Consider the following 18,985-nt stretch of genomic DNA (forward strand, 5'->3'; position numbering starts at 1 on the left):
CTGAACACCGCTATCGCCGGCACGCCAGCGCCCGCATGTGGAAGGTGTCGGCCCTTAGCCCGCCACCATTTCAGCCTTGAGCTGTGCCTCTTTCGCCTGCGCATCCGCCAAGCGATACAACTCGATACTCCCATCCCAGTGCTCGATCAACGCCGTGCACGACTCCACCCAATCCCCGCAATTGAGGTAGTCCACCTCGCCAACCTTGCGAATCTCCGCATGGTGGATATGCCCACACACCACGCCGTGCAGCTCGCGCTTGGTCACCTCATGGGCGATGGCTTCTTCGAAATCGCTGATGAAACTCACCGCGGTCTTGACCTTGTGCTTGAGGTACGCCGACAACGACCAGTAGCCATAGCCATAACGCGCACGCCAGTGATTGAGCCAGCGGTTCAGGGTGAGGGTGAACTCGTAGGCCGAGTCGCCGAGGAACGCCAGCCAGCGGTGATACCGAGTGATCACATCGAACTGGTCGCCGTGGATCACCAGCAAATGACGACCATCGGCGGTGACATGCACGGCCTCGTCCACCAGTTGGATGTTGCCCAGGATCAGCTTGGAATAGCGGCGCAGGAATTCGTCGTGGTTGCCGGTGACGTAGATCACTTCGGTACCGCGCTTGGCCATGGTCAACAGGCGGCGGATCACGTTGGTATGGGCCTGCGGCCAATACATGCCACCGCGCATTTTCCAACCATCGATGATATCGCCGACCAGGTACACCTTGTCGGCGTGATACCCCTTGAGGAACTGCGACAAATGTTCGGCCTGGCAATCCCGAGTGCCCAGGTGCACATCAGAGATCCACAGGGTACGAACCCGTTGCTTGCGGCTGGGCTTGGCGAACTCGGCACTGGTCATGGGCATCCCTCGACGGTGTTTTCGCGAGCTTGCGCCCTGGCGATTAATAGCCCATGACAGTCGTGCGTCACTCTGATGACAGCGCCGGCGCGCCGCAAAGCGTTGTAGACTGGCACGCTGCAACCCTGGAGACCGCGATGAGAGCCGCCCTCACGCTACGCCACTACCTCGAAGCGCCGCTCGCCCACAGCCATGACCACGCGCAGTTGGTGTTCGGCCTGTCCGGGCACCTGGACCTGGAAGTGGATGGCCGTGGCAGCCAGGTGCGCGAAAGCAGCGTGATGGTGCTGCCCTTCTCCGCCCACCACGCGTGCGGCAGTCGCGATGGCAGCCGGTGCCTGGTGCTGGATGTACCCAACGAACATTGGCTGCTGCAATCCCTGGGCGAGCATGCGGACGCCAGCCGCCGCCTGCTCGACCAGCCCGCGCGCCTGGCCCTCGACTCGCGGCAACATCAACTGGTGCAATGGCTGGCGCACAGCCCGGTGGACGATCCGCTGATCGTCCAGCAAGGCGCGGTGTTGCTGCTGGCCAGCCTCAATCATTCCCTCGCGCCACCGCTGCCGGGCCGGCGCCTGCCGTATGCGGCGTTCAATGCGCATATCGAGCGACACGTGGCGCACCCGCTGCAAGTCGCCGATCTGGCCCGTATCGCGGAGCTGTCGGTGGCGCGCCTGCATGCGCGATTCGTCGCCGAGTGTGGGCAGACACCGATGGACTACATCCGCAGCCGCCGCCTGCACAAGGCCCTGGGCCTGCTGCGCGAGACGCCACTGGCGATCGGCGAGATTGCCGCGCGCGTCGGCTATGCGTCGCAAAGTGCATTCGCGGCGGCGATGCTGCGTGAATTTGGCGCTTCCCCCACCGCCTTGCGCGTGGGCGAGAGTCCTGCGCTATAAATCGCGAGCCCCACGACAGACACCCTCGCCCGCAACCCTCTAGACTGCGAACCTGTCACTCCCGTTGGTTTCAAGGATCGCAATGACTCCCCGCTCAGCCCTCGGCGCCCTGCATATCGGCGCACTGATGTTTGGCCTCACCGGCGTATTCGGCAAACTGGCGGCCGCTTCACCCGCCATCATCGTGTTCGGCCGTGCCGCGTTTGCGGTGCTGGCGTTGGCAGTGTTTGCGCGCTTTGCCAGCAACACCACCTGGAAGCGCCTGGCGTTGCGCGACTGGCGCCGGCTGGTGATCAGCGGCGTGCTGCTGGCCGCGCATTGGGTGACATTTTTCATCGCGGTCAAGGTGGCTGGCGTGGCGGTGGCAACGCTGGGGTTCACCGCGTTCCCGGCGTTTACCGTGATCCTCGAAGGGCTGATCTTCCGCGAGCGCATTCGCGCCAATGAAGTGCTGCTGGTGGCGCTGGTCACCGTCGGCCTGGTGCTGGTGACACCGGATTTCAATCTCGCCAGCGAAGCCACCGGCGGCCTGCTCTGGGGGATCGTCTCGGGGTTGCTGTTCTCGTTGCTGTCGCTGAACAATCGCGCCAGCTCCGGGCGGATTCCGGCGGTGCAGGCGGCGCTGTGCCAGAACCTGGTAGTCGCGGCCTGCCTGCTGCCCGTGGCGGCGCCGGGGTTGGCCGAGGTTCGCGCGCTGGACTGGCTGTGGATCGGCCTGCTCGGCGTGTTCTGCACCGGCCTGGCCCATAGCCTGTTCGTCGCCAGCCTCGCGGTGATCAAGGCGCGCACCGCCTCCGTGGTATTTGCCATGGAACCGGTGTACGGCATCACCGTGGCCTGGCTGCTGTTCGCCGAAACCCCGACACTGCGCATGCTGATGGGCGGCGCGCTGATCATCGTCGCCATCGTGCTGTCCGGGTTGATGGGCAGCGCCAGCCAGGCCAAACAGCCCGCAGCGAGTGCCTGATCTATACTCTGGTCATCCGCAACAGTTTGTCGTCGTTCAACGGATAAAGACTCCTCGACGACAGCCCTGATGCTTGAAGTTGCTGCAAGCGAGAGGTCACTCGATTAACGCTATGCAGGGGTTTCATCATGGAAATGTTCATCAGCTTGCTGGTGCAGATCATCAGCGGCGCCATCGGCGGCAACATCGCCGGCATGACCAAAGAGGGCCTGGGCACCGGGCTCAATACACTGATCGGCGGCGTGGGCGGACTGGTACTGGGCCAGATAGTCGCGGCACTGACCGGCACCAGCAGCGGCGAAGCGCTGGATGTCGCGGCAGTCGGCGGCAATATCCTCGGTGGCGGTATCGGCGGCCTAGTGCTGACCTGGGTCGTAGGCTTCATCAAAAGCAAAATGGCCGCCAAATAGCTGCCTGCACCAGTCACCGTCCTGCAGTGGCGGTGACTGTCAGGGCTTGCGCTCGTTGTGCCCGAGGTCGCGCTGTGGGTCGATCTGGTCGCGCACGCGCTGCTTGAGCACCTTGGCCTCGGGGAAGCCCCCGTCCGCCTTGCGCTCCCAGATCTGCACGCCCTCGCAGGTGATGCGAAACGCCCCGCCCGTGACCGGTTCCAGCGACACTTTGCCCAAGTCATCGGCAAACGTACTCAACAGTTCCTGCGCCAGCCATGCGGCGCGCAGCAGCCACTGGCACTGGGTGCAATAGGTGATGACGATCTCGGGTTTATCAGCGGACATAATTTGAGAGGCTCCTGACGTAACGGGCTCGGCGGATCGGGTGGCTATAATACCGGCCTTTATCGCCCAGCCTCGAGATTCATGATGCGCCGCCTGTTGTCCTGCCTGTTCCTGTGCCTGCTCCCTCTTCTCGCCGACGCTCTCGAAACGCCACGCCCGAAAATCGGCTTGGTGCTGTCCGGCGGCGCCGCCCGTGGCCTCGCCCACATCGGCGTGCTCAAGGCACTGGAAGAACAAGGCATCCATATCGATGCGATTGCCGGCACCAGCATGGGTGCCGTCATCGGCGGCCTGTATGCATCGGGCTACAAGATCGACGAGCTGGAAAAACTCGCGCTCGGCATCGACTGGCAGCAGGCCCTGTCCGACGCGCCACCGCGTGAAGACGTGCCGTTCCGGCGCAAGCAGGATGACCGTGATTTCCTGGTCAAGCAGAAACTGAGCTTTCGCGATGACGGCAGCCTCGGCCTGCCCCTCGGGGTGATCCAAGGCCAGAACCTGGCGCTGCTGCTGGAAAGCATGTTCGCCCACAGCAGCAATACGCGTAATTTCGACAAGCTGCCGATCCCCTTTCGCGCCGTGGCCACCGACATCACCACCGGTGAAAAGGTGGTGTTCAGCAAAGGCCATCTGCCCCAGGTGATCCGCGCCAGCATGTCGATCCCGGCGGTGTTCGCCCCGGTGGAACTGGACGGCCGGCTGCTGGTGGACGGCGGCATGACTGACAACATCCCGCTGGACGTGGCACGGGAAATGGGCGTCGACATCGCTATCGTCGTGGACATCGGCACCCCGCTGCGCTCGCGCAAGCAACTGGCCACGGTGGTGGACGTGCTCAACCAGTCCATCACCCTGATGACCCGACGCAACTCCGAAGAACAACTCAAGGCCCTGCACCCCAAGGATGTGCTGATCCAGCCGCCGCTGGCCGCCTATGGCGTGACCGACTTCGGCCGGGCCAAGGACATGATCGACGCCGGCTACCGCGCCACCCGTGCCCTCGATGTGCGCCTGGCGCACCTGCGCCCGGCCGAGCCGATCGACCCGCAGCTGGTGGCCGCGCGCACGCCGGGCGAGCGCACCCCGGTCATCACCGCGATCAACGTGGAGAACGACTCGAAAGTCAGCGACGACGTGATCCGCTACTACATCCGCCAACCGCTGGGCGAGCCGCTGAACCTGGGTCGCCTGCAAACGGACATGGGCACCCTGTACGGCCTGGATTACTTCGAGCAGGTGCAATACCGCGTGGTCAAGAAAGGCCAGGACAACACCCTGGTGATCAGCGCACGCGGCAAGCGCAGCGGCACCGACTACCTGCGCCTGGGCCTGAACCTGTCGGACGACATGCGCGGCGACAGCGCCTTCAACCTCGGCGCCAGCTACCGCATGAATGGCATCAACCGCCTCGGCGCCGAATGGCTGACGCGCGTGCAGATCGGTGATCGCCAGGAGCTGTACAGCGAGTTCTACCAGCCGATGGACACCGGTTCGCGCTACTTCGTCGCCCCCTACCTGAGTGCCCAGGCACAGAATGTCGAACTGATCCTGGACAACGACCCGATCTCCGAATACCGCCTGGAACGCTACGGCTTCGGCCTGAACGTGGGGCGCCAGATCGGCAACAGCGGCGAGATCCGCTTCGGCGTCGGCGAAGCCTGGGGCAAGGCCGATGTGCGCATCGGCGATCGCAGCTTGCCCAGCGTGAGCTTCAGCGAAGGCTTCTATGAACTGAAGTACTCCTTCGACTCCCTGGACAACGTGTACTTCCCCCATACCGGCGAAGACATCGGCCTGGCCTACCGCGAATTCGAACCGGGGCTGGGCTCGGACCAGCGCTATCGCCAGTGGGAATTCAAGCTGGACAAGGCCATGAGCCACGGCCCGGACACACTGGTGCTGGGCGGTCGCTACGGGCGCACCCTGGATGATTCGGACGTGGTGATTTCCAGCTTCCTGCTCGGCGGTGCACGGCAGCTATCGGGCTTTCGCCAGGATGCGATCTCGGGGCAGAACATCAGCCTGATGCGTGCCGTGTACTACCGCAGGCTGACGCCACGCTCGTACCTGCCGCTGGATTTCCCGCTGTACCTGGGCGCGTCGCTGGAACGCGGCCGGGCGTGGAACAACGACAATGAGTTCGACAGTGGCTATATCAACGCAGCGAGTATTTTCCTCGGCTTTGACACACCGTTGGGGCCGCTGAATTTCAGCTACGGGTTCAACGATGACAATCAGAAAGCGGTGTACCTGAACCTGGGGCAGACGTTCTGACACGCGCTTCACAGGCGCCCGGCTTGCCGGCGATGGCAGCGGTATTCTCCGCATGGCTCCAGGGCCTCATCGCCGGCAAGCCGACTCCTACGGGGGGCTGTCGTTTCTGGAGGTCAGGACTTTTCCAGGTTTGCCAGGATGTGCCCATGCACGCGCATGCACACGCTCAAGTCAGCTTCGTCCACACCCACAAACAACTCATGGCGCAGGGCGGTGGCGATGGTCTCGATCTGTTCGATCAGGGGGCGGGCGGTGTCACACAGCAGAATGCGTTTGGCACGACGATCTTCCACGACGGCTTGGCGTTGCACCAAACCCTGGCCTTCCAGGCTGTCGAGCAAGCGTGCGAGTGTCGGCCCTTCGACGCCGACGCTTTGCGCCAGCTCGCGTTGCGTCGGCGCGTCCTGGAAACGGGCCAGGTGCAGCAGCACCAGCCAGCGCGCCTGGGACAGGCCCAGCCCCGCCAAACGGCGGTCCAACTCGGCGCGCCAACCTCGGGACATTTGCGCCAGCTGCATGCCAAAACGGTGTTGATCGGTTAACGGCATAAAAAACTCATGGTTTAGACTGAAAATAAAGTGTGGCTAATTATTAGTCAGCTAAGCATGAGCCATGCCAGTAGGCAAGAGTTGCTATGTACTGATTCGTTACATTGTCATAATCAACGCACTAAATTTCGAATTCAGACTGCAAAGCAGCGCGTACGCAGTACAAAACGCCCTCCGGAACACGCCCGGTAAACAGCGGCGCGATCTCGGCAACCGGTGGCAATTCGCCTTCTCCGTCGAGGAAGGCATCCTGGATTTCACCGAGCAGATCCTCCGGTAAATCCAGCGCCTGCTCCAGCGACAACTGTTGCTTGCCGATGGACTCGGCCAGCAAGGTGTACACATTTTTTTCCGAGCATTGCAGCTGGCCGGCGATCTGGATCGGAGTCATCCCGGCGCGCGCCAGGCTGATCAGTTCGTGGCGAATATCGGCAACTTCCTTGGGGGCTTCGGCCTGGCCGCCGAGCACTTCGAGGAAGGCCTGGCCGTAACGCTCCAGCTTGCGCGCGCCGACACCGCTGACCCGCGCCATTTCGGCCATCGTGGTCGGCTGCTCGCGCAGCATTTCCAGCAGGGTCGAGTCGGGGAAAATAACGTACGGCGGCACACTGTGTTCCTGTGCCAGTTTGCGCCGCAGGGTGCGCAAGGCTTCCCACTGCTCGCGCTCTTCGCCGCGCACCAGTTGGCTGGCCTGGCTGGTGCTGCTCTTGGCGGTGGTCTGCGGCTTGAGATCGCGTCGCAGCTCCAGGCTCACTTCGCCCTTGAGCAATGGCCGGCAACTGTCGTTGAGGCGCAGCCCGCCATAGCCTTCCAGGTCGATATCCACCAGGCCGCGCGCGACCATCTGCCGGAACAGCGAGCGCCACTCGCCCTCGGCGCGGGCCTTGCCGACGCCGTAGACCGACAGTTTCTCGTGGCCGAAGCTGCGCACCTTTTCGTTGTCCTTGCCCAGCAGCACATCCACCAGGTGACCGACGCCGTAGCGTTGGCCGGTGCGGTAGATCGCCGACAACGCCTGGCGCGCAGGCTCGGTGGCGTCCCAGGTCTGCACGCCGTCGACGCAGTTGTCGCAGTGACCGCAAGGCTCGGGCATATCCTCGTCGAAATACGCCAGCAGCGTCTGGCGACGGCAGCGGGTTTCTTCACACAGCGAGAGCATGGCGTCGAGCTTGTGCTGCTCCAGGCGCTTGTGGCGCTCATCGCCTTCGGAGTTCTGCAGCATCTGCTTGAGCATCACCACATCTTGCAGGCCATAGACCATCCAGGCATCGGCCGGCAGGCCATCACGGCCGGCACGTCCGGTTTCCTGGTAATACGCCTCGAGGGACTTGGGCAGATCCATGTGTGCCACGAAGCGCACGTTGGATTTATCGATGCCCATGCCGAACGCGATGGTCGCCACCATGATCAGGCCTTCCTCGTTGAGGAAGCGCTTCTGGTGATAGGCACGCAAATCATTCGGCAGGCCGGCGTGATAGGGCAGCGCCGGGTAACCTTGTTCGCAGAGGAACGCGGCGACCTCATCGACCTTCTTGCGCGACAGACAGTACACGATGCCCGCATCGCTGCGCCGCTCGGAGAGGAACGCCAGCAACTGCTTGCGCGGCTGCTCCTTGGGTACGATGCGGTAGAAGATGTTCGGGCGGTCGAAGCTCGAGAGGAAGCGCTCGGCATTCTGCAAATGCAGGCGCTCGACGATCTCTTCGCGGGTGCGCTTGTCGGCGGTGGCGGTCAGGGCGATGCGCGGCACGTCAGGGAACAGCTCCGCCAATTGGCCCAGCTGCAGATACTCGCGACGGAAATCATGCCCCCATTGCGACACGCAGTGGGCTTCATCGATGGCAAACAGCGCGATTTCCAGGCTCTGCAAAAACGCCAGCATGCGCGGCTGCACCAGGCGCTCGGGGGCCAGGTAGAGCATCTTGACTTCACCGCGCTTGATGCGGGCGGCCAGGTCGCGCTGCTGCTCGGCGCTGAGGGTGGAGTTCAGGGAGGCGGCGGCGACGCCGAGTTCTTCGAGGGTCGCCACCTGATCGTCCATCAACGCGATCAGCGGCGACACCACCACGGCCAGGCCGTTGCGCAACAGCGCCGGTACCTGGAAGCACAACGATTTGCCGCCGCCGGTAGGCATCAGGACCAGCGCGTCACCGCCACTGGCCACGCGCTCAATGATCGCACCCTGGCGGCCACGAAAACTGTCGTAGCCGAAGATGTCCTTGAGGACGCGTTGAGCCTGCTCGAGCATGTAAAACTCCAAATAGTGCCGAAATCCCTCTGTACAGGCTGGCCGAAAAAATACGTTTTCACGGAGAATAATCCGTAAGCGAAGTTTTCGCGGACGGGCGCCTAACCTGCAGGGGCATCACAAAACGCGGCAGTATACCCGAGCGACACTCGGCAAAGGGCGCGACTGACGAATAGACGCCCGTCTCTAAAACCCGGCAAATATGCCTTGCAGCTGGCCTGGGCGCTCAAGAAAGCCTAGAATTCAGCATCGTTTATTCCCAAGGTAGCCCTTCAATGTCCTTCGCTGAGCAACTAACCCGCCTGCAAGCCTTCCTCGACGCCGATGAGCTGCATGACGAGGCGCTGGACTACGTGGCCGCCCACGGCTACCTGACCGCCCTGTCCATCTGCTCCGAGGCCGTGCCGGACCGTGAGTGGATCGACGCCTTGTTCGCCGAAGAGCCGCACTACACCGACGCGGCCCAGCGCGAAGAAATCGAATCGACCCTGCTCGCCCTCAAGGCCCATATCGGTCGCCAGCTGGCCTCCGACGAGGAATTCGAGTTGCCGTGCGACCTGGACCTGGGCGAAGAGCCGGATGACTCCGACCTGCGCGGCTGGTGCATCGGTTTCATGGAAGGTGTGTTCCTGCGCGAAGCCGCCTGGTTCGAAACCGCCGAGGAAGAAGTCAGCGAAATGCTGCTGCCGATCATGGTCGGTTCGGGCCTGTTCGACGATCAGCCGGAATTCTCCGACATCGCCGCCGACGCCAACCTGATGGACGACATGATCGTACAGATCCCCGAAGCACTGACCGCGCTGTACCTGCTGTGCAACGCCCCTGACGAAAAACCGGCGATCCTCAAGCCACGTCACCACTGAGTCAGTTGCCCGTGACACCCATGGGCAATCGCTCGCTGCTCCTGCGCTACCTGCTGCTGGCCATCGGCTGGCTCAGCGTAGCGTTGGGCGTCATCGGCATCTTCCTGCCGGTACTGCCGACTACGCCCTTCCTGCTGCTCGCCGCCGCCTGCTTCGCCCGAAGCTCCCCGCGTTTCTACCACTGGCTGGTGGAACACCCGCGCCTGGGTCCGTGGATCAAGGACTACCTGGACGGCAATGGCATCCCGCTCAAAGGCAAGGTCTACGCCATTGGCTTGATGTGGCTGAGCATCGGTGTCTCCTGCTACCTGGTGCCGCTGCCGTGGGCCCGTGGTTTCATGCTGACCAGCGCCGTGCTGGTGACGATCTACATCCTGCGCCAGAAAACCCTGCCGCCACGTTGATCACTGCCTGCGACATTAGCGCCCACACGACCTTGGTCGACACTGACTAACCCCAGGCATCATGCGAGACTGTCCAACCGGGCCTGGAATGCCTGGGCGTTCTTATGCTCGGAGTTACCATGACGCTGTCCAGCGGGCTGATCGCCGCCGTTGCCCTGGCCTATATGGCCATTATGTTTGCCATCGCCTTCTACGGTGACCGCCGCCGTGCGCCGCTGCCACCGCGCATGCGCGCGTGGGTGTATAGCCTGTCGCTGGCGGTCTACTGCACCAGCTGGACGTTCTTCGGCGCCGTAGGCCAGGCCGCCGAACAGTTGTGGGCGTTTTTACCGATCTACCTGGGACCCGTGCTGCTGCTGGTGTTGGCACCCTGGGTGCTGCAGAAGATGATTCTGATCAGCAAGCAAGAAAACATTACCTCGATCGCCGACTTTATCGCCGCACGCTACGGGAAATCCCAATCGCTGGCCGTGGTCGTGGCACTGATCTGCCTGGTTGGCGTGCTGCCCTATATCGCCCTGCAACTCAAAGGCATCGTGCTGGGCGTCAACCTGCTGATCGGTGCGGGTGCCGACACCACGGGCACCCGCGCCCAGGACACGGCACTGATCGTGTCGCTGGTGCTCGCGCTGTTCACCATCGTCTTCGGTACGCGCAACCTCGACGCCACGGAGCACCACCGTGGCATGGTGCTGGCGATTGCCTTTGAATCGCTGGTCAAGCTGTTCGCGTTTCTCGCCGTCGGCGCGTTCGTGACCTACGGCCTGTACGACGGTTTCGGCGACTTGTTCAGCCAGGCCATGCTCGCGCCGAGGCTGGAGGAATACTGGAAAGAAACCGTCAACTGGCCATCGATGGTGGTACAGACCGGCGTGGCGATGATGGCGATCATCTGCTTGCCGCGGCAATTCCACGTCACCGTGGTCGAGAATATCGACCCGCAGGACCTGCGCCTGGCCAAATGGGTGTTCCCGGCCTACCTGATTCTCGCCGCCTTGTTTGTGATCCCTATCGCTCTCGGCGGCAAAATGATGCTGCCCGGCTCGGTGATGCCGGACTCCTATGTCATCAGCCTGCCACTCGCCGAAGCCCATCCGGCCCTCGCCGTACTGGCGTTTATCGGCGGTGCGTCGGCGGCCACCGGCATGGTGATCGTGGCGAGCATCGCGCTGTCGACCATGGTCTCCAACGACATGCTGCTGCCGTGGTTGCTGCGTCGCTCCAGTGCCGAGCGGCCGTTCGAAGTGTTCCGCCACTGGATGCTGTCGGTGCGCCGGGTCAGCATCGTGATCATCCTGCTGCTGGCGTATGTCAGCTACCGCTTGCTCGGCTCGAGTGCCAGCCTGGCGACCATCGGCCAGATCGCCTTTGCCGCCGTGACCCAATTGGCGCCGGCGATGCTCGGTGCGCTGTATTGGAAACAGGCGAACAGGCGCGGCGTATTTGCCGGATTGGCGGCGGGCACCTTCCTGTGGTTCTACACCCTGGTCCTACCGGTGACGGCGAAAAGCCTGGGCTGGTCCCTCAGCCTTTTCCCTGGGCTGACGTGGATGCATTCGCACCCGCTGGGTTTGTCCGTGACGTCATTGACCTTGGGCACCGTGTTCTCGCTGGCGGGTAACTTCACGCTGTTTGTGTGGGTGTCGATGCTGTCGCGCACGCGCGTGTCGGAACACTGGCAGGCCGGGCGCTTCATTGGCCAGGAAATCAGCCAACGTGCCAGCGCCCGTTCGATGCTCTCGGTACAAATCAGCGACCTGCTCAGTTTGGCCGCGCGCTTCGTCGGGGATGAGCGGGCACAGCAAAGCTTTATCCGCTTTGCCTACCGGCAGGGCAAAGGCTTCAACCCCAACCAGAATGCCGATAACGACTGGATCGCTCACACCGAGCGATTGCTGGCCGGTGTACTCGGTGCATCGTCCACGCGGGCGGTGGTGAAAGCCGCCATCGAAGGACGCGAAATGCAACTGGAGGACGTGGTACGGATCGCCGACGAAGCCTCCGAAGTGCTGCAATTCAACCGGGCCCTGCTGCAGGGTGCCATTGAGAACATCACCCAGGGCATCAGCGTGGTGGACCAGTCCCTCAAGCTGGTGGCCTGGAACCGCCGCTACCTGGAGCTGTTCAACTACCCGGACGGGCTGATCAGCGTGGGGCGGCCGATTGCCGACATTATCCGCTACAACGCCGAGCGCGGCTTGTGTGGCCCAGGCGAGGCCGAGGTGCATGTGGCGCGCCGTCTGCACTGGATGCGCCAGGGCCGCGCTCACACGTCCGAACGCTTGTTCCCGAACGGGCGGGTGATCGAGCTGATTGGCAACCCGATGCCCGGTGGCGGTTTCGTCATGAGTTTTACCGACATTACCGCGTTCCGCGAAGCCGAACAGGCCCTCACTGAAGCCAACGAGGGCCTGGAGCAACGGGTCACTGAGCGTACCCATGAGCTGTCGCAACTGAATGTGGCGCTCACCGACGCCAAGGGTGTCGCCGAGTCTGCCAGCCAGTCGAAGACACGCTTTCTTGCCGCCGTCAGTCATGACTTGATGCAGCCGTTGAACGCCGCGCGCCTGTTCTCCGCCGCCCTCTCCCACCAGCACGACGGCCTGTCGAGTGAAGCGCGGCAACTGGTGCAACACCTGGACAGTTCGCTGCGCTCCGCGGAAGACTTGATCAGCGACTTGCTGGATATTTCGCGCCTGGAAAACGGCAAGATCAATCCACAACGCCAGCCGTTCGTGCTCAATGAGCTGTTCGATACCCTCGGCGCCGAATTCAAGGCGCTGGCCCACGAGCAGGGCTTGCGCTTCCGACTGCGTGGCAGCCGATTGCGGGTGGACAGTGATATCAAGTTGCTGCGGCGGATTTTGCAGAATTTCCTGACCAACGCCTTCCGCTATGCCGACGGCCCGGTGCTGCTTGGCGTACGCCGTCGCAAAGGCGAACTGTGCCTGGAGGTGTGGGACCGAGGGCCCGGCATCCCGCTGGACAAACAGAAAGTGATCTTCGAAGAATTCAAACGCCTGGACAGCCACCAGACCCGTGCAGAAAAAGGCATGGGACTGGGCCTGGCGATCGCCGACGGCCTGTGCCGGGTGCTCGATCACCGATTGAGCGTGCGCTCCTGGCCAGGCAAGGGCAGCGTGTTCAGTGTGCGCGTGCCGCTGGCGCGCAACCAGGCCAGCCCGCAGATCAAGGCTGCGCCGGAAAACGGCCTGCCGCTGAGCGGCGCGCAGGTACTGTGCGTGGATAATGAAGAAAGCATCCTGATCGGCATGCGCAGCCTGCTGACGCGCTGGGGCTGCGAGGTGTGGACCGCCACCGACCAGGCACAATGCGCAGCGCTGCTCGCCGAGGGCGTGCGCCCGCAACTGGCCTTGGTGGACTATCACCTCGACCACGGCGAAACCGGCACCGAACTGATGGGATGGCTGCGAGCACAACTGGCGGAGCCGATTCCCGGCGTGGTGATCAGCGCCGATGGCCGCCCGGAGATGGTCGCCCAGGTGCATGCGGCAGGGTTGGATTACCTGGCCAAGCCGGTCAAGCCTGCGGCGCTGCGGGCGCTGCTGAGCCGGCACCTACCGCTGTAACCGACCCGACTCGGTCCCCTCTAGGAGCCGGCTTGCCGGCGAAGCGGGCCTCGAGCATGGCGCCGATTTTACCGACGCCATCGCCAGCAATCATTCGGGCAGGTGCGCCACACCGTCGGAGTCGGTCATCGCCCGCTCCAGCAGATCGGCCGGCAGGCTTTTACTGGCACGCGCGCCGAGCAGTCTTAATTGCTCGGTGCGGCTGACCAGGTTTCCGCGTCCATCTGTCAGCTTGTTCCGCGCAGCACTGTAAGCCTTGTCCAACTGCTGCAGACGGTTGCCCACTTCATCCAGGTCCTGGATAAACAGTACAAACTTGTCGTACAGCCACCCCGCACGCTCGGCGATCTCCCGGGCATTCTGGCTTTGGCGTTCCTGCTTCCACAGGCTATCGATCACCCGCAGGGTGGCGAGCAACGTCGTCGGGCTGACGATGACGATATGCCGGTCGAAAGCTTCCTGGAACAGGTTGGGTTCGGCCTGCAGCGCCGCCGAAAACGCCGCTTCGATGGGCACGAACAGCAGGACAAAGTCCAGGCTGTGCAGGCCCTCCAGGCGTTTGTAATCCTTGCCGGCCAAGCCTTTGACATGATTTCGCAGCGACAGCACGTGCTGCTTCAGCGCTGCCTGGCCGATTACTTCATCATCGGCGGCGACGAATTGCTGATACGCGGTCAGGCTGACCTTGGAATCGACCACCACCTGCTTGTCACCGGGCAACATGATCAGTACATCAGGCTGGAAACGCTCGCCATCCGGGCCCTTGAGGCTGACCTGGGTCTGGTACTCGCGGCCCTTCTCCAGGCCCGCGTGCTCCAGCACCCGCTCAAGAATCAGTTCGCCCCAGTTGCCCTGGGTTTTCTGGCCCTTGAGTGCGCGGGTCAGGTTGGTGGCTTCGTCTGACAGACGCAGGTTCAATTGCTGCAGGCGCTCAAGCTCCTTGGCCAGGGAAAAGCGCTCGCGCGCCTCGTTCTGATAGCTTTCTTCCACGCGTTTTTCGAACGACTGGATGCGCTCCTTGAGCGGGTCGAGCAATTGGCCCAGGCGCTCCTGGCTGGTTTCGGCAAAGCGCTGCTCGCGTTCATCGAAGATCTTGCCGGCCAACTCGGCGAACTGCGCACGCAGCTCGTCGCGCGAGCCCTGAAGGTCGGCGAGGCGCTGCTGATGGCTGTCCTGTTGCTCGCGCAGTTCGGCGCGCAAGGCCGCCGCCAGCGCATCGAGGCGGCGCAATTCGGTTTCCTTGGCGCTGCGGTCGAGGTTCCAGGCGTGGGCCGCGTCGCGAGCGTTGTCGCGGTCGATCTGCAGCAGCTCGACTTCACGGCGGACGGCGGCCAGGTCGGCCTGCTTGGCGGCGTTGGCCTGGCTCAAGTCGCTGATCTCGTCGCGACTGGCATCCAGCTGGGCGGCGAGGCCTTCCTGGGCCAGTTGCGCAGTGGCCAGGCGCTCTTCGAGCAGCTCCCAACCGGCCATGCGCGCAGTCAGTCGTCGCTGAATCTGCCAGCACACCGCCAATAAAGGCACTGCGGCACCCGCCAGGCCCAGGGCGATACTGGTCCAGTCAAAAACCATAGCCATTTCTGCCATTACCGAAAAAGAGCAAGGTTAACCAAGCACAGGGCTGGAGGACAGCTCAGTCTTCGACCTGGCCGAGTTCGCGTTGGGCGCGGCGGTCGCCCGCGCGGGCGGCCAGGCGCAACAGGTCATGGCCGATGCGACGGTCGCGGGCATTGCCGCATTCACGGCACATCAATTGGCCCAGGCGGCTCTGTGCGGCGACCACACCTTCACGGGCAGGCTGCTTGAGCAAACGTCCGGCAAAGTGTTTGACGTTGGTGTTGTGACCCAGGCGTGGACTGTCGAGCAACCACAAGGCAACTTTCATAGAGAAACGCTTGGGTGCGGTAACAGTCTGAGGGGTATCGGTAACAGAAGGTGATACTGAGCGAAACTTCATAAAGCACTGTGGGACAGAACGGAAGGCGCGCCACTCTACTCTTTTTTTCGCACAGGTAAAGCTGAAAAAACCCTGCACGCCCGTTCTAGAGCAAGCGCTCGGGACAATCCACAGAAGCTGTGGATAACTCAGTGGACAACCCCCCTTTAACTCGCGCAAAGCCCCATGGAATGGGGGCCGCAGTCAAACTGACGATTTTTTCACCAATAAAAAAAAGCCAGATTTTTCATTGACTTAAATTTCCATTGCAGGCAAATGGCGGCTGAGCGGAGCAGTTGACAGCGCGGTTACACATGCGGCAACTAATGTGCACAAGTACCCATCCATTGGTTATATCGCCGGCGGTTTTTGAAGCGACCGCCGCCAAAAATGTTACCGACAGGCCAGGTCGGGACTTTTCAAAACTTTGCGCGCTCGCCACACTGCCCGACCGACAGCACAACAGTGGATGGGTCGATGAAAGGCATTCTGCTGTTCGCGCTGCTGTTACTGGCGATCTGCGCCCTTTCCCTGGGAATCAACGCGGCCCTGCCGTCGCCGGACGGCGCCTTGTTTGCCATTGCCATTCTGCTCTCGGCCGCCTTCACGGCCGTGTGCCTTTGCATCGAACTGGGTGAAGGTCGCATCGATGACATGGGCGATGTGATCAACATGATCGAGACCGGTCGGTGCGTGCACCTGACATTGGCGGCCTATGCCCTGGGTTGCTCGCTGGCGGCGGCGATCACGGTGCTGGTCTACCGTGGCCTGCTGAGCGCCTGATTGAAGTTTTTTGGCTAGCACACTTCCCTTCCCTGTTTCAATCCGTTACTATCCGCGGCGTTAGTACCAAGCTGAAAGTCAATTCTGGTCGAACAACTCCCCTGAACAACACGGGATCGACCACCTCGATGGTTTCCAGGTATCACTTGCGACGGCACTGCCTTTGAACAAGCAAAGGGTGCCGCGAAGTCTCAATACTCTGACCGAACCAACCTGCAAATTGATCAGGATCTTCACCCCGGGCCCAGAACCTTTGCCCCTGTTGTGTTGCCTGCCCTCCTAAGTACCTACCTGCCAGCCCAAGCGCGCCTAACTTATCAGCGCTTCAAACTGGCTGCTTTGTTCCAGTCGGGTTCTTCGTTCGATCAATGGTGATCAACGTCACTGGAACGTTTTAACGTTGCACGGTTCTTAACCGTGTCATTTGTAGGAACACCAATAATATGTCGACTATCCACACTCAGGATGCCATTCGCACCCTCACCAACGCTTTTGCTCCAATGAACTGCCTGATCATGGCCGCTCGCAAAGGCTGCTTCAGCTTCACCCTGGTCAACGAACACGGCATCGCTCGTCACAGCGAACGCCTGTACCCCGATCAATACTCCAGCGCAGAACCGCTGCAGGCCGTGATCGAGCGTACCCGTCAGGCACTGGTTGCCTGATCGACCCGAGTCGCTGAAACACCAAAAACCCTGTCTGAAAAACAGGGTTTTTTATTGCCCGGAATTCGGCCATTGAGCTTTTGCACTAAGTTCAAATAGATATAACCGTTATAACTGCATAGCGAAGATGTTTTAAAAACAGTCCTTTACATCACAAATATGACACTACACTTCAACTCAAGCGGCATGATCCGCTTGCGACGCGCCTGAGATCCGATCCACTGCTGCCAAGCCCCCACCCTTCTCAGGCCCGTCGCCCACTTCCACGGATTGAGGCTTGTATGGGTATCGCCGCCAGCGAATTGTGTCGTTATGTGATCCGGCCAACGTTGATGTACCTGGGCCGACACGATCAAACGGCTGAGTCCCTGCTGCTGGGCATCGCCGCCAGTCAATCGGAGCTCGGCTCCGCCTTGCACGACCGCCGCGGCCACGGCCTGTACAGCATCACCGAACCCCGTCACCGCGCCTTATGGGACAACTACCTGGCGCTGGACCCGGAACGCGCCAGCCTGGTACGCGGGCTGGCCAGCCAACACGCGTTTCTCAGCGCGCCCCAGCTTGAGTTGACGGTCAACCTGCGTTACGCCACAGCCATCGCCTGGCTACTAGTGGAACAGCACCGTCCGGCACTGCCGGAACCGGGTGACGTCTTGGCCATGGCGCGTATCTGGAAAGAAATTTTTCATCCACAAGGACGGCTGCGTGATTTCACTCAAGCCTGGCAAACCTGTGTTTCACCCATGAATCACGTGGTTTGCTGACCGGGCATTTTGCAAGATTCGCCAAAAATCGCGAATTTTGGTCGGATTGTCCTACAAAACCGCTCTATCTCCTGCATTTCAGCCTATAGCGCGATCTTAAAATTATTGTTACTTTCCGCAGCGGTGATCACCACGGAGTTCTAATAATGAAAAAAGTAATGCTCAAGACCACACTTAGCCTCGCCGTTGCCATGGCATCCTCCCAACTGTTCGCAAGCGGTTTTGCACTGAACGAACAGAGCGTCAGCGGGATGGGTACGGGTTTCGCAGGTCGCTCCTCTTCTGCCGATGATGCAAGCACTGTCTACGGTAACCCTGCCGGTATGTCCCGCCTCAATGGCCAGCAAATCACCGGTGGTGTTGCGGCGATTGATGCCTCCACTGATATCAGCGATACCGGTGGTAACTCCCGCGGTTCCAACAAAGGTGACATGGTTCCTTTTACTGCGGTGCCATTCGGTTTCTACACCAACAAACTCAACGATCAGTGGGCCATCGGCTTCGGTGTTTATGCACCGTTCGGCCTGGTGACCGACTATGAAAACGGCTTCCAGGGCCGCGGCTTCGGCAGCAAGAGCGAAGTGAAGGTCATGACCTTCCAGCCAACTGTCAGCTATGCGTTCAATGATCGCGTGTCGATTGGTTTTGGCCCGACCATCAACCGGATTTCCGGGGTGCTGGAGTCGGATCGGACCACGCTGCCGACTGCCGGCGACACCAACGTAAAGATCAAGGGTGACGACACCGCACTGGGCTTCAACGTCGGCGTATTGGTGCAAGCCACCGACACCACGCGGGTAGGCCTGACCTACCACTCGAAGGTCAAGTACAAGCTTGATGGCCACACCACCGTCAGCGGCCCGAGCAACACCCAGTTCCTCCTGGCCAATAACCGCTACGACGCCTCGCTGAAAATCGACACGCCTGAGTCCTACGATCTGTCGGTCACTCAAGACCTGAGCGATGCCTGGAAAGTCTACGGTGGTGCCACCTGGACGCGCTGGAGCCGCCTGAAAGAAATCACCGTGAACAACGAAGGCGTCTCGGCTTCCGGCGGCCTGCTGGCCGGCGGGCTCACCAACATCACTGAAGAACAGAACTGGCACGACACTTGGGCCTACGCTGTGGGTACCTCGTACCAGCTGACCAAGCAAGTGGTACTGCGTACCGGCCTGACCTTCGACCAGTCGCCTACCAACAACACCGATCGTTCGCCGCGCATCCCGACTGGCGACCGTACGATCTTCAGTGTGGGCCTGGGCTACAAAGTCCTGGATAACATGACCATCGACCTGGCGTACTCCTACCTGAAGGAAGAAGACGTCAAGGTCAACCAGGTGGCCGACGCGCCGTCGACCGCCTCCTACCGCGCCAAATATGAAAACAGTGCCAACGGTTTCGGCCTGGGCATGACCTACACCTTCTGATCCAGACCGGTGTGAAAAA

17 protein-coding genes are annotated in these 18,985 nt (G+C 61.7%); 11 read left to right on the top strand and 6 right to left on the bottom strand.

What is annotated here, in order from left to right:
- Positions 1–54 precede the first annotated feature (54 nt).
- Positions 55–864: a UDP-2,3-diacylglucosamine diphosphatase gene (locus tag JFU04_RS21230; protein ID WP_106803028.1), complete on the bottom strand. Its 810-nt coding sequence runs from the start codon at positions 862–864 to the stop codon at positions 55–57.
- 137 nt (positions 865–1,001) lie between these two features.
- Here JFU04_RS21230 and JFU04_RS21235 point away from each other — a divergent pair, with 137 nt between their 5' ends.
- From JFU04_RS21235 to JFU04_RS21245, 3 genes are all read left to right on the top strand, one after another.
- Positions 1,002–1,763, top strand: coding sequence for a helix-turn-helix transcriptional regulator (locus JFU04_RS21235; protein ID WP_201145663.1), 762 nt, complete (start codon positions 1,002–1,004; stop codon positions 1,761–1,763).
- Positions 1,764–1,845: 82 nt separating this feature from the next.
- Entirely contained in the window at positions 1,846–2,730 is an 885-nt protein-coding gene (locus JFU04_RS21240) for a DMT family transporter (protein WP_065909764.1), read from the top strand.
- Positions 2,731–2,858: 128 nt separating this feature from the next.
- The gene (locus tag JFU04_RS21245; RefSeq protein WP_106803027.1) at positions 2,859–3,140 is read left to right on the top strand and encodes a hypothetical protein; all 282 of its coding nucleotides are present in this window, start codon (positions 2,859–2,861) and stop codon (positions 3,138–3,140) included.
- Between the two features lie 39 nt (positions 3,141–3,179).
- Here JFU04_RS21245 and JFU04_RS21250 read toward each other — a convergent pair whose 3' ends face one another.
- Complete coding sequence (locus tag JFU04_RS21250; RefSeq protein WP_201145664.1) at positions 3,180–3,467, bottom strand: SelT/SelW/SelH family protein; 288 nt, start codon at positions 3,465–3,467, stop codon at positions 3,180–3,182.
- Positions 3,468–3,551: 84 nt separating this feature from the next.
- Between JFU04_RS21250 and JFU04_RS21255 the strand changes: the two genes are divergently transcribed.
- Positions 3,552–5,741 (top strand): patatin-like phospholipase family protein, encoded by a 2,190-nt coding sequence (locus JFU04_RS21255; RefSeq protein ID WP_106803026.1) that lies wholly within the window; start codon positions 3,552–3,554, stop codon positions 5,739–5,741.
- A gap of 113 nt (positions 5,742–5,854) precedes the next feature.
- Here the strand turns inward: JFU04_RS21255 and JFU04_RS21260 are convergent, their stop codons facing one another.
- Positions 5,855–6,289 (bottom strand): MarR family transcriptional regulator, encoded by a 435-nt coding sequence (locus JFU04_RS21260; RefSeq protein WP_065909756.1) that lies wholly within the window; start codon positions 6,287–6,289, stop codon positions 5,855–5,857.
- Positions 6,290–6,410: 121 nt separating this feature from the next.
- Positions 6,411–8,537, bottom strand: coding sequence for a DNA helicase RecQ (gene recQ, locus JFU04_RS21265; protein WP_065909753.1), 2,127 nt, complete (start codon positions 8,535–8,537; stop codon positions 6,411–6,413).
- Positions 8,538–8,812: 275 nt separating this feature from the next.
- Here recQ and JFU04_RS21270 point away from each other — a divergent pair, with 275 nt between their 5' ends.
- The 3 genes from JFU04_RS21270 to JFU04_RS21280 all read left to right on the top strand — a co-directional run bounded on the left by JFU04_RS21270 (position 8,813) and on the right by JFU04_RS21280 (position 13,394).
- Positions 8,813–9,400, top strand: a complete 588-nt coding sequence (locus JFU04_RS21270; RefSeq protein WP_065909751.1) for a UPF0149 family protein — start codon at positions 8,813–8,815, stop codon at positions 9,398–9,400.
- Positions 9,401–9,420: 20 nt separating this feature from the next.
- Complete coding sequence (locus tag JFU04_RS21275; RefSeq protein WP_065909749.1) at positions 9,421–9,804, top strand: YbaN family protein; 384 nt, start codon at positions 9,421–9,423, stop codon at positions 9,802–9,804.
- A gap of 119 nt (positions 9,805–9,923) precedes the next feature.
- The gene (locus JFU04_RS21280) at positions 9,924–13,394 is read left to right on the top strand and encodes a hybrid sensor histidine kinase/response regulator (RefSeq protein ID WP_201145665.1); all 3,471 of its coding nucleotides are present in this window, start codon (positions 9,924–9,926) and stop codon (positions 13,392–13,394) included.
- Positions 13,395–13,484: 90 nt separating this feature from the next.
- On the opposite strand, the gene rmuC is transcribed toward JFU04_RS21280, so the two are convergent.
- Positions 13,485–14,849 (bottom strand): DNA recombination protein RmuC, encoded by a 1,365-nt coding sequence (gene rmuC, locus JFU04_RS21285; protein WP_177343968.1) that lies wholly within the window; start codon positions 14,847–14,849, stop codon positions 13,485–13,487.
- Between the two features lie 175 nt (positions 14,850–15,024).
- Positions 15,025–15,348: a hypothetical protein gene (locus JFU04_RS21290; RefSeq protein WP_065909744.1), complete on the bottom strand. Its 324-nt coding sequence runs from the start codon at positions 15,346–15,348 to the stop codon at positions 15,025–15,027.
- A gap of 456 nt (positions 15,349–15,804) precedes the next feature.
- Between JFU04_RS21290 and JFU04_RS21295 the strand changes: the two genes are divergently transcribed.
- The 4 genes from JFU04_RS21295 (at position 15,805) to JFU04_RS21310 (ending at position 18,966) form a co-directional block, all read left to right on the top strand.
- A complete protein-coding gene (locus JFU04_RS21295; protein WP_201145666.1) occupies positions 15,805–16,110 on the top strand; it encodes a hypothetical protein in 306 nt (101 codons plus the stop codon).
- Positions 16,111–16,553: 443 nt separating this feature from the next.
- Positions 16,554–16,775 carry a hypothetical protein gene (locus JFU04_RS21300; protein WP_024076751.1) on the top strand — a complete coding sequence of 74 codons (222 nt, stop codon included), beginning with the start codon at positions 16,554–16,556 and terminating at the stop codon, positions 16,773–16,775.
- 281 nt (positions 16,776–17,056) lie between these two features.
- Complete coding sequence (locus JFU04_RS21305; RefSeq protein ID WP_065909741.1) at positions 17,057–17,539, top strand: hypothetical protein; 483 nt, start codon at positions 17,057–17,059, stop codon at positions 17,537–17,539.
- A gap of 146 nt (positions 17,540–17,685) precedes the next feature.
- Positions 17,686–18,966 (top strand): OmpP1/FadL family transporter, encoded by a 1,281-nt coding sequence (locus tag JFU04_RS21310; protein WP_201145667.1) that lies wholly within the window; start codon positions 17,686–17,688, stop codon positions 18,964–18,966.
- Positions 18,967–18,985: the final 19 nt, after the last annotated feature.

Origin of the sequence: Pseudomonas sp. TH21 (assembly GCF_016651025.1) — a bacterium.
GTDB classification, from domain to species: Bacteria; Pseudomonadota; Gammaproteobacteria; order Pseudomonadales; family Pseudomonadaceae; genus Aquipseudomonas; species Aquipseudomonas aylmerensis.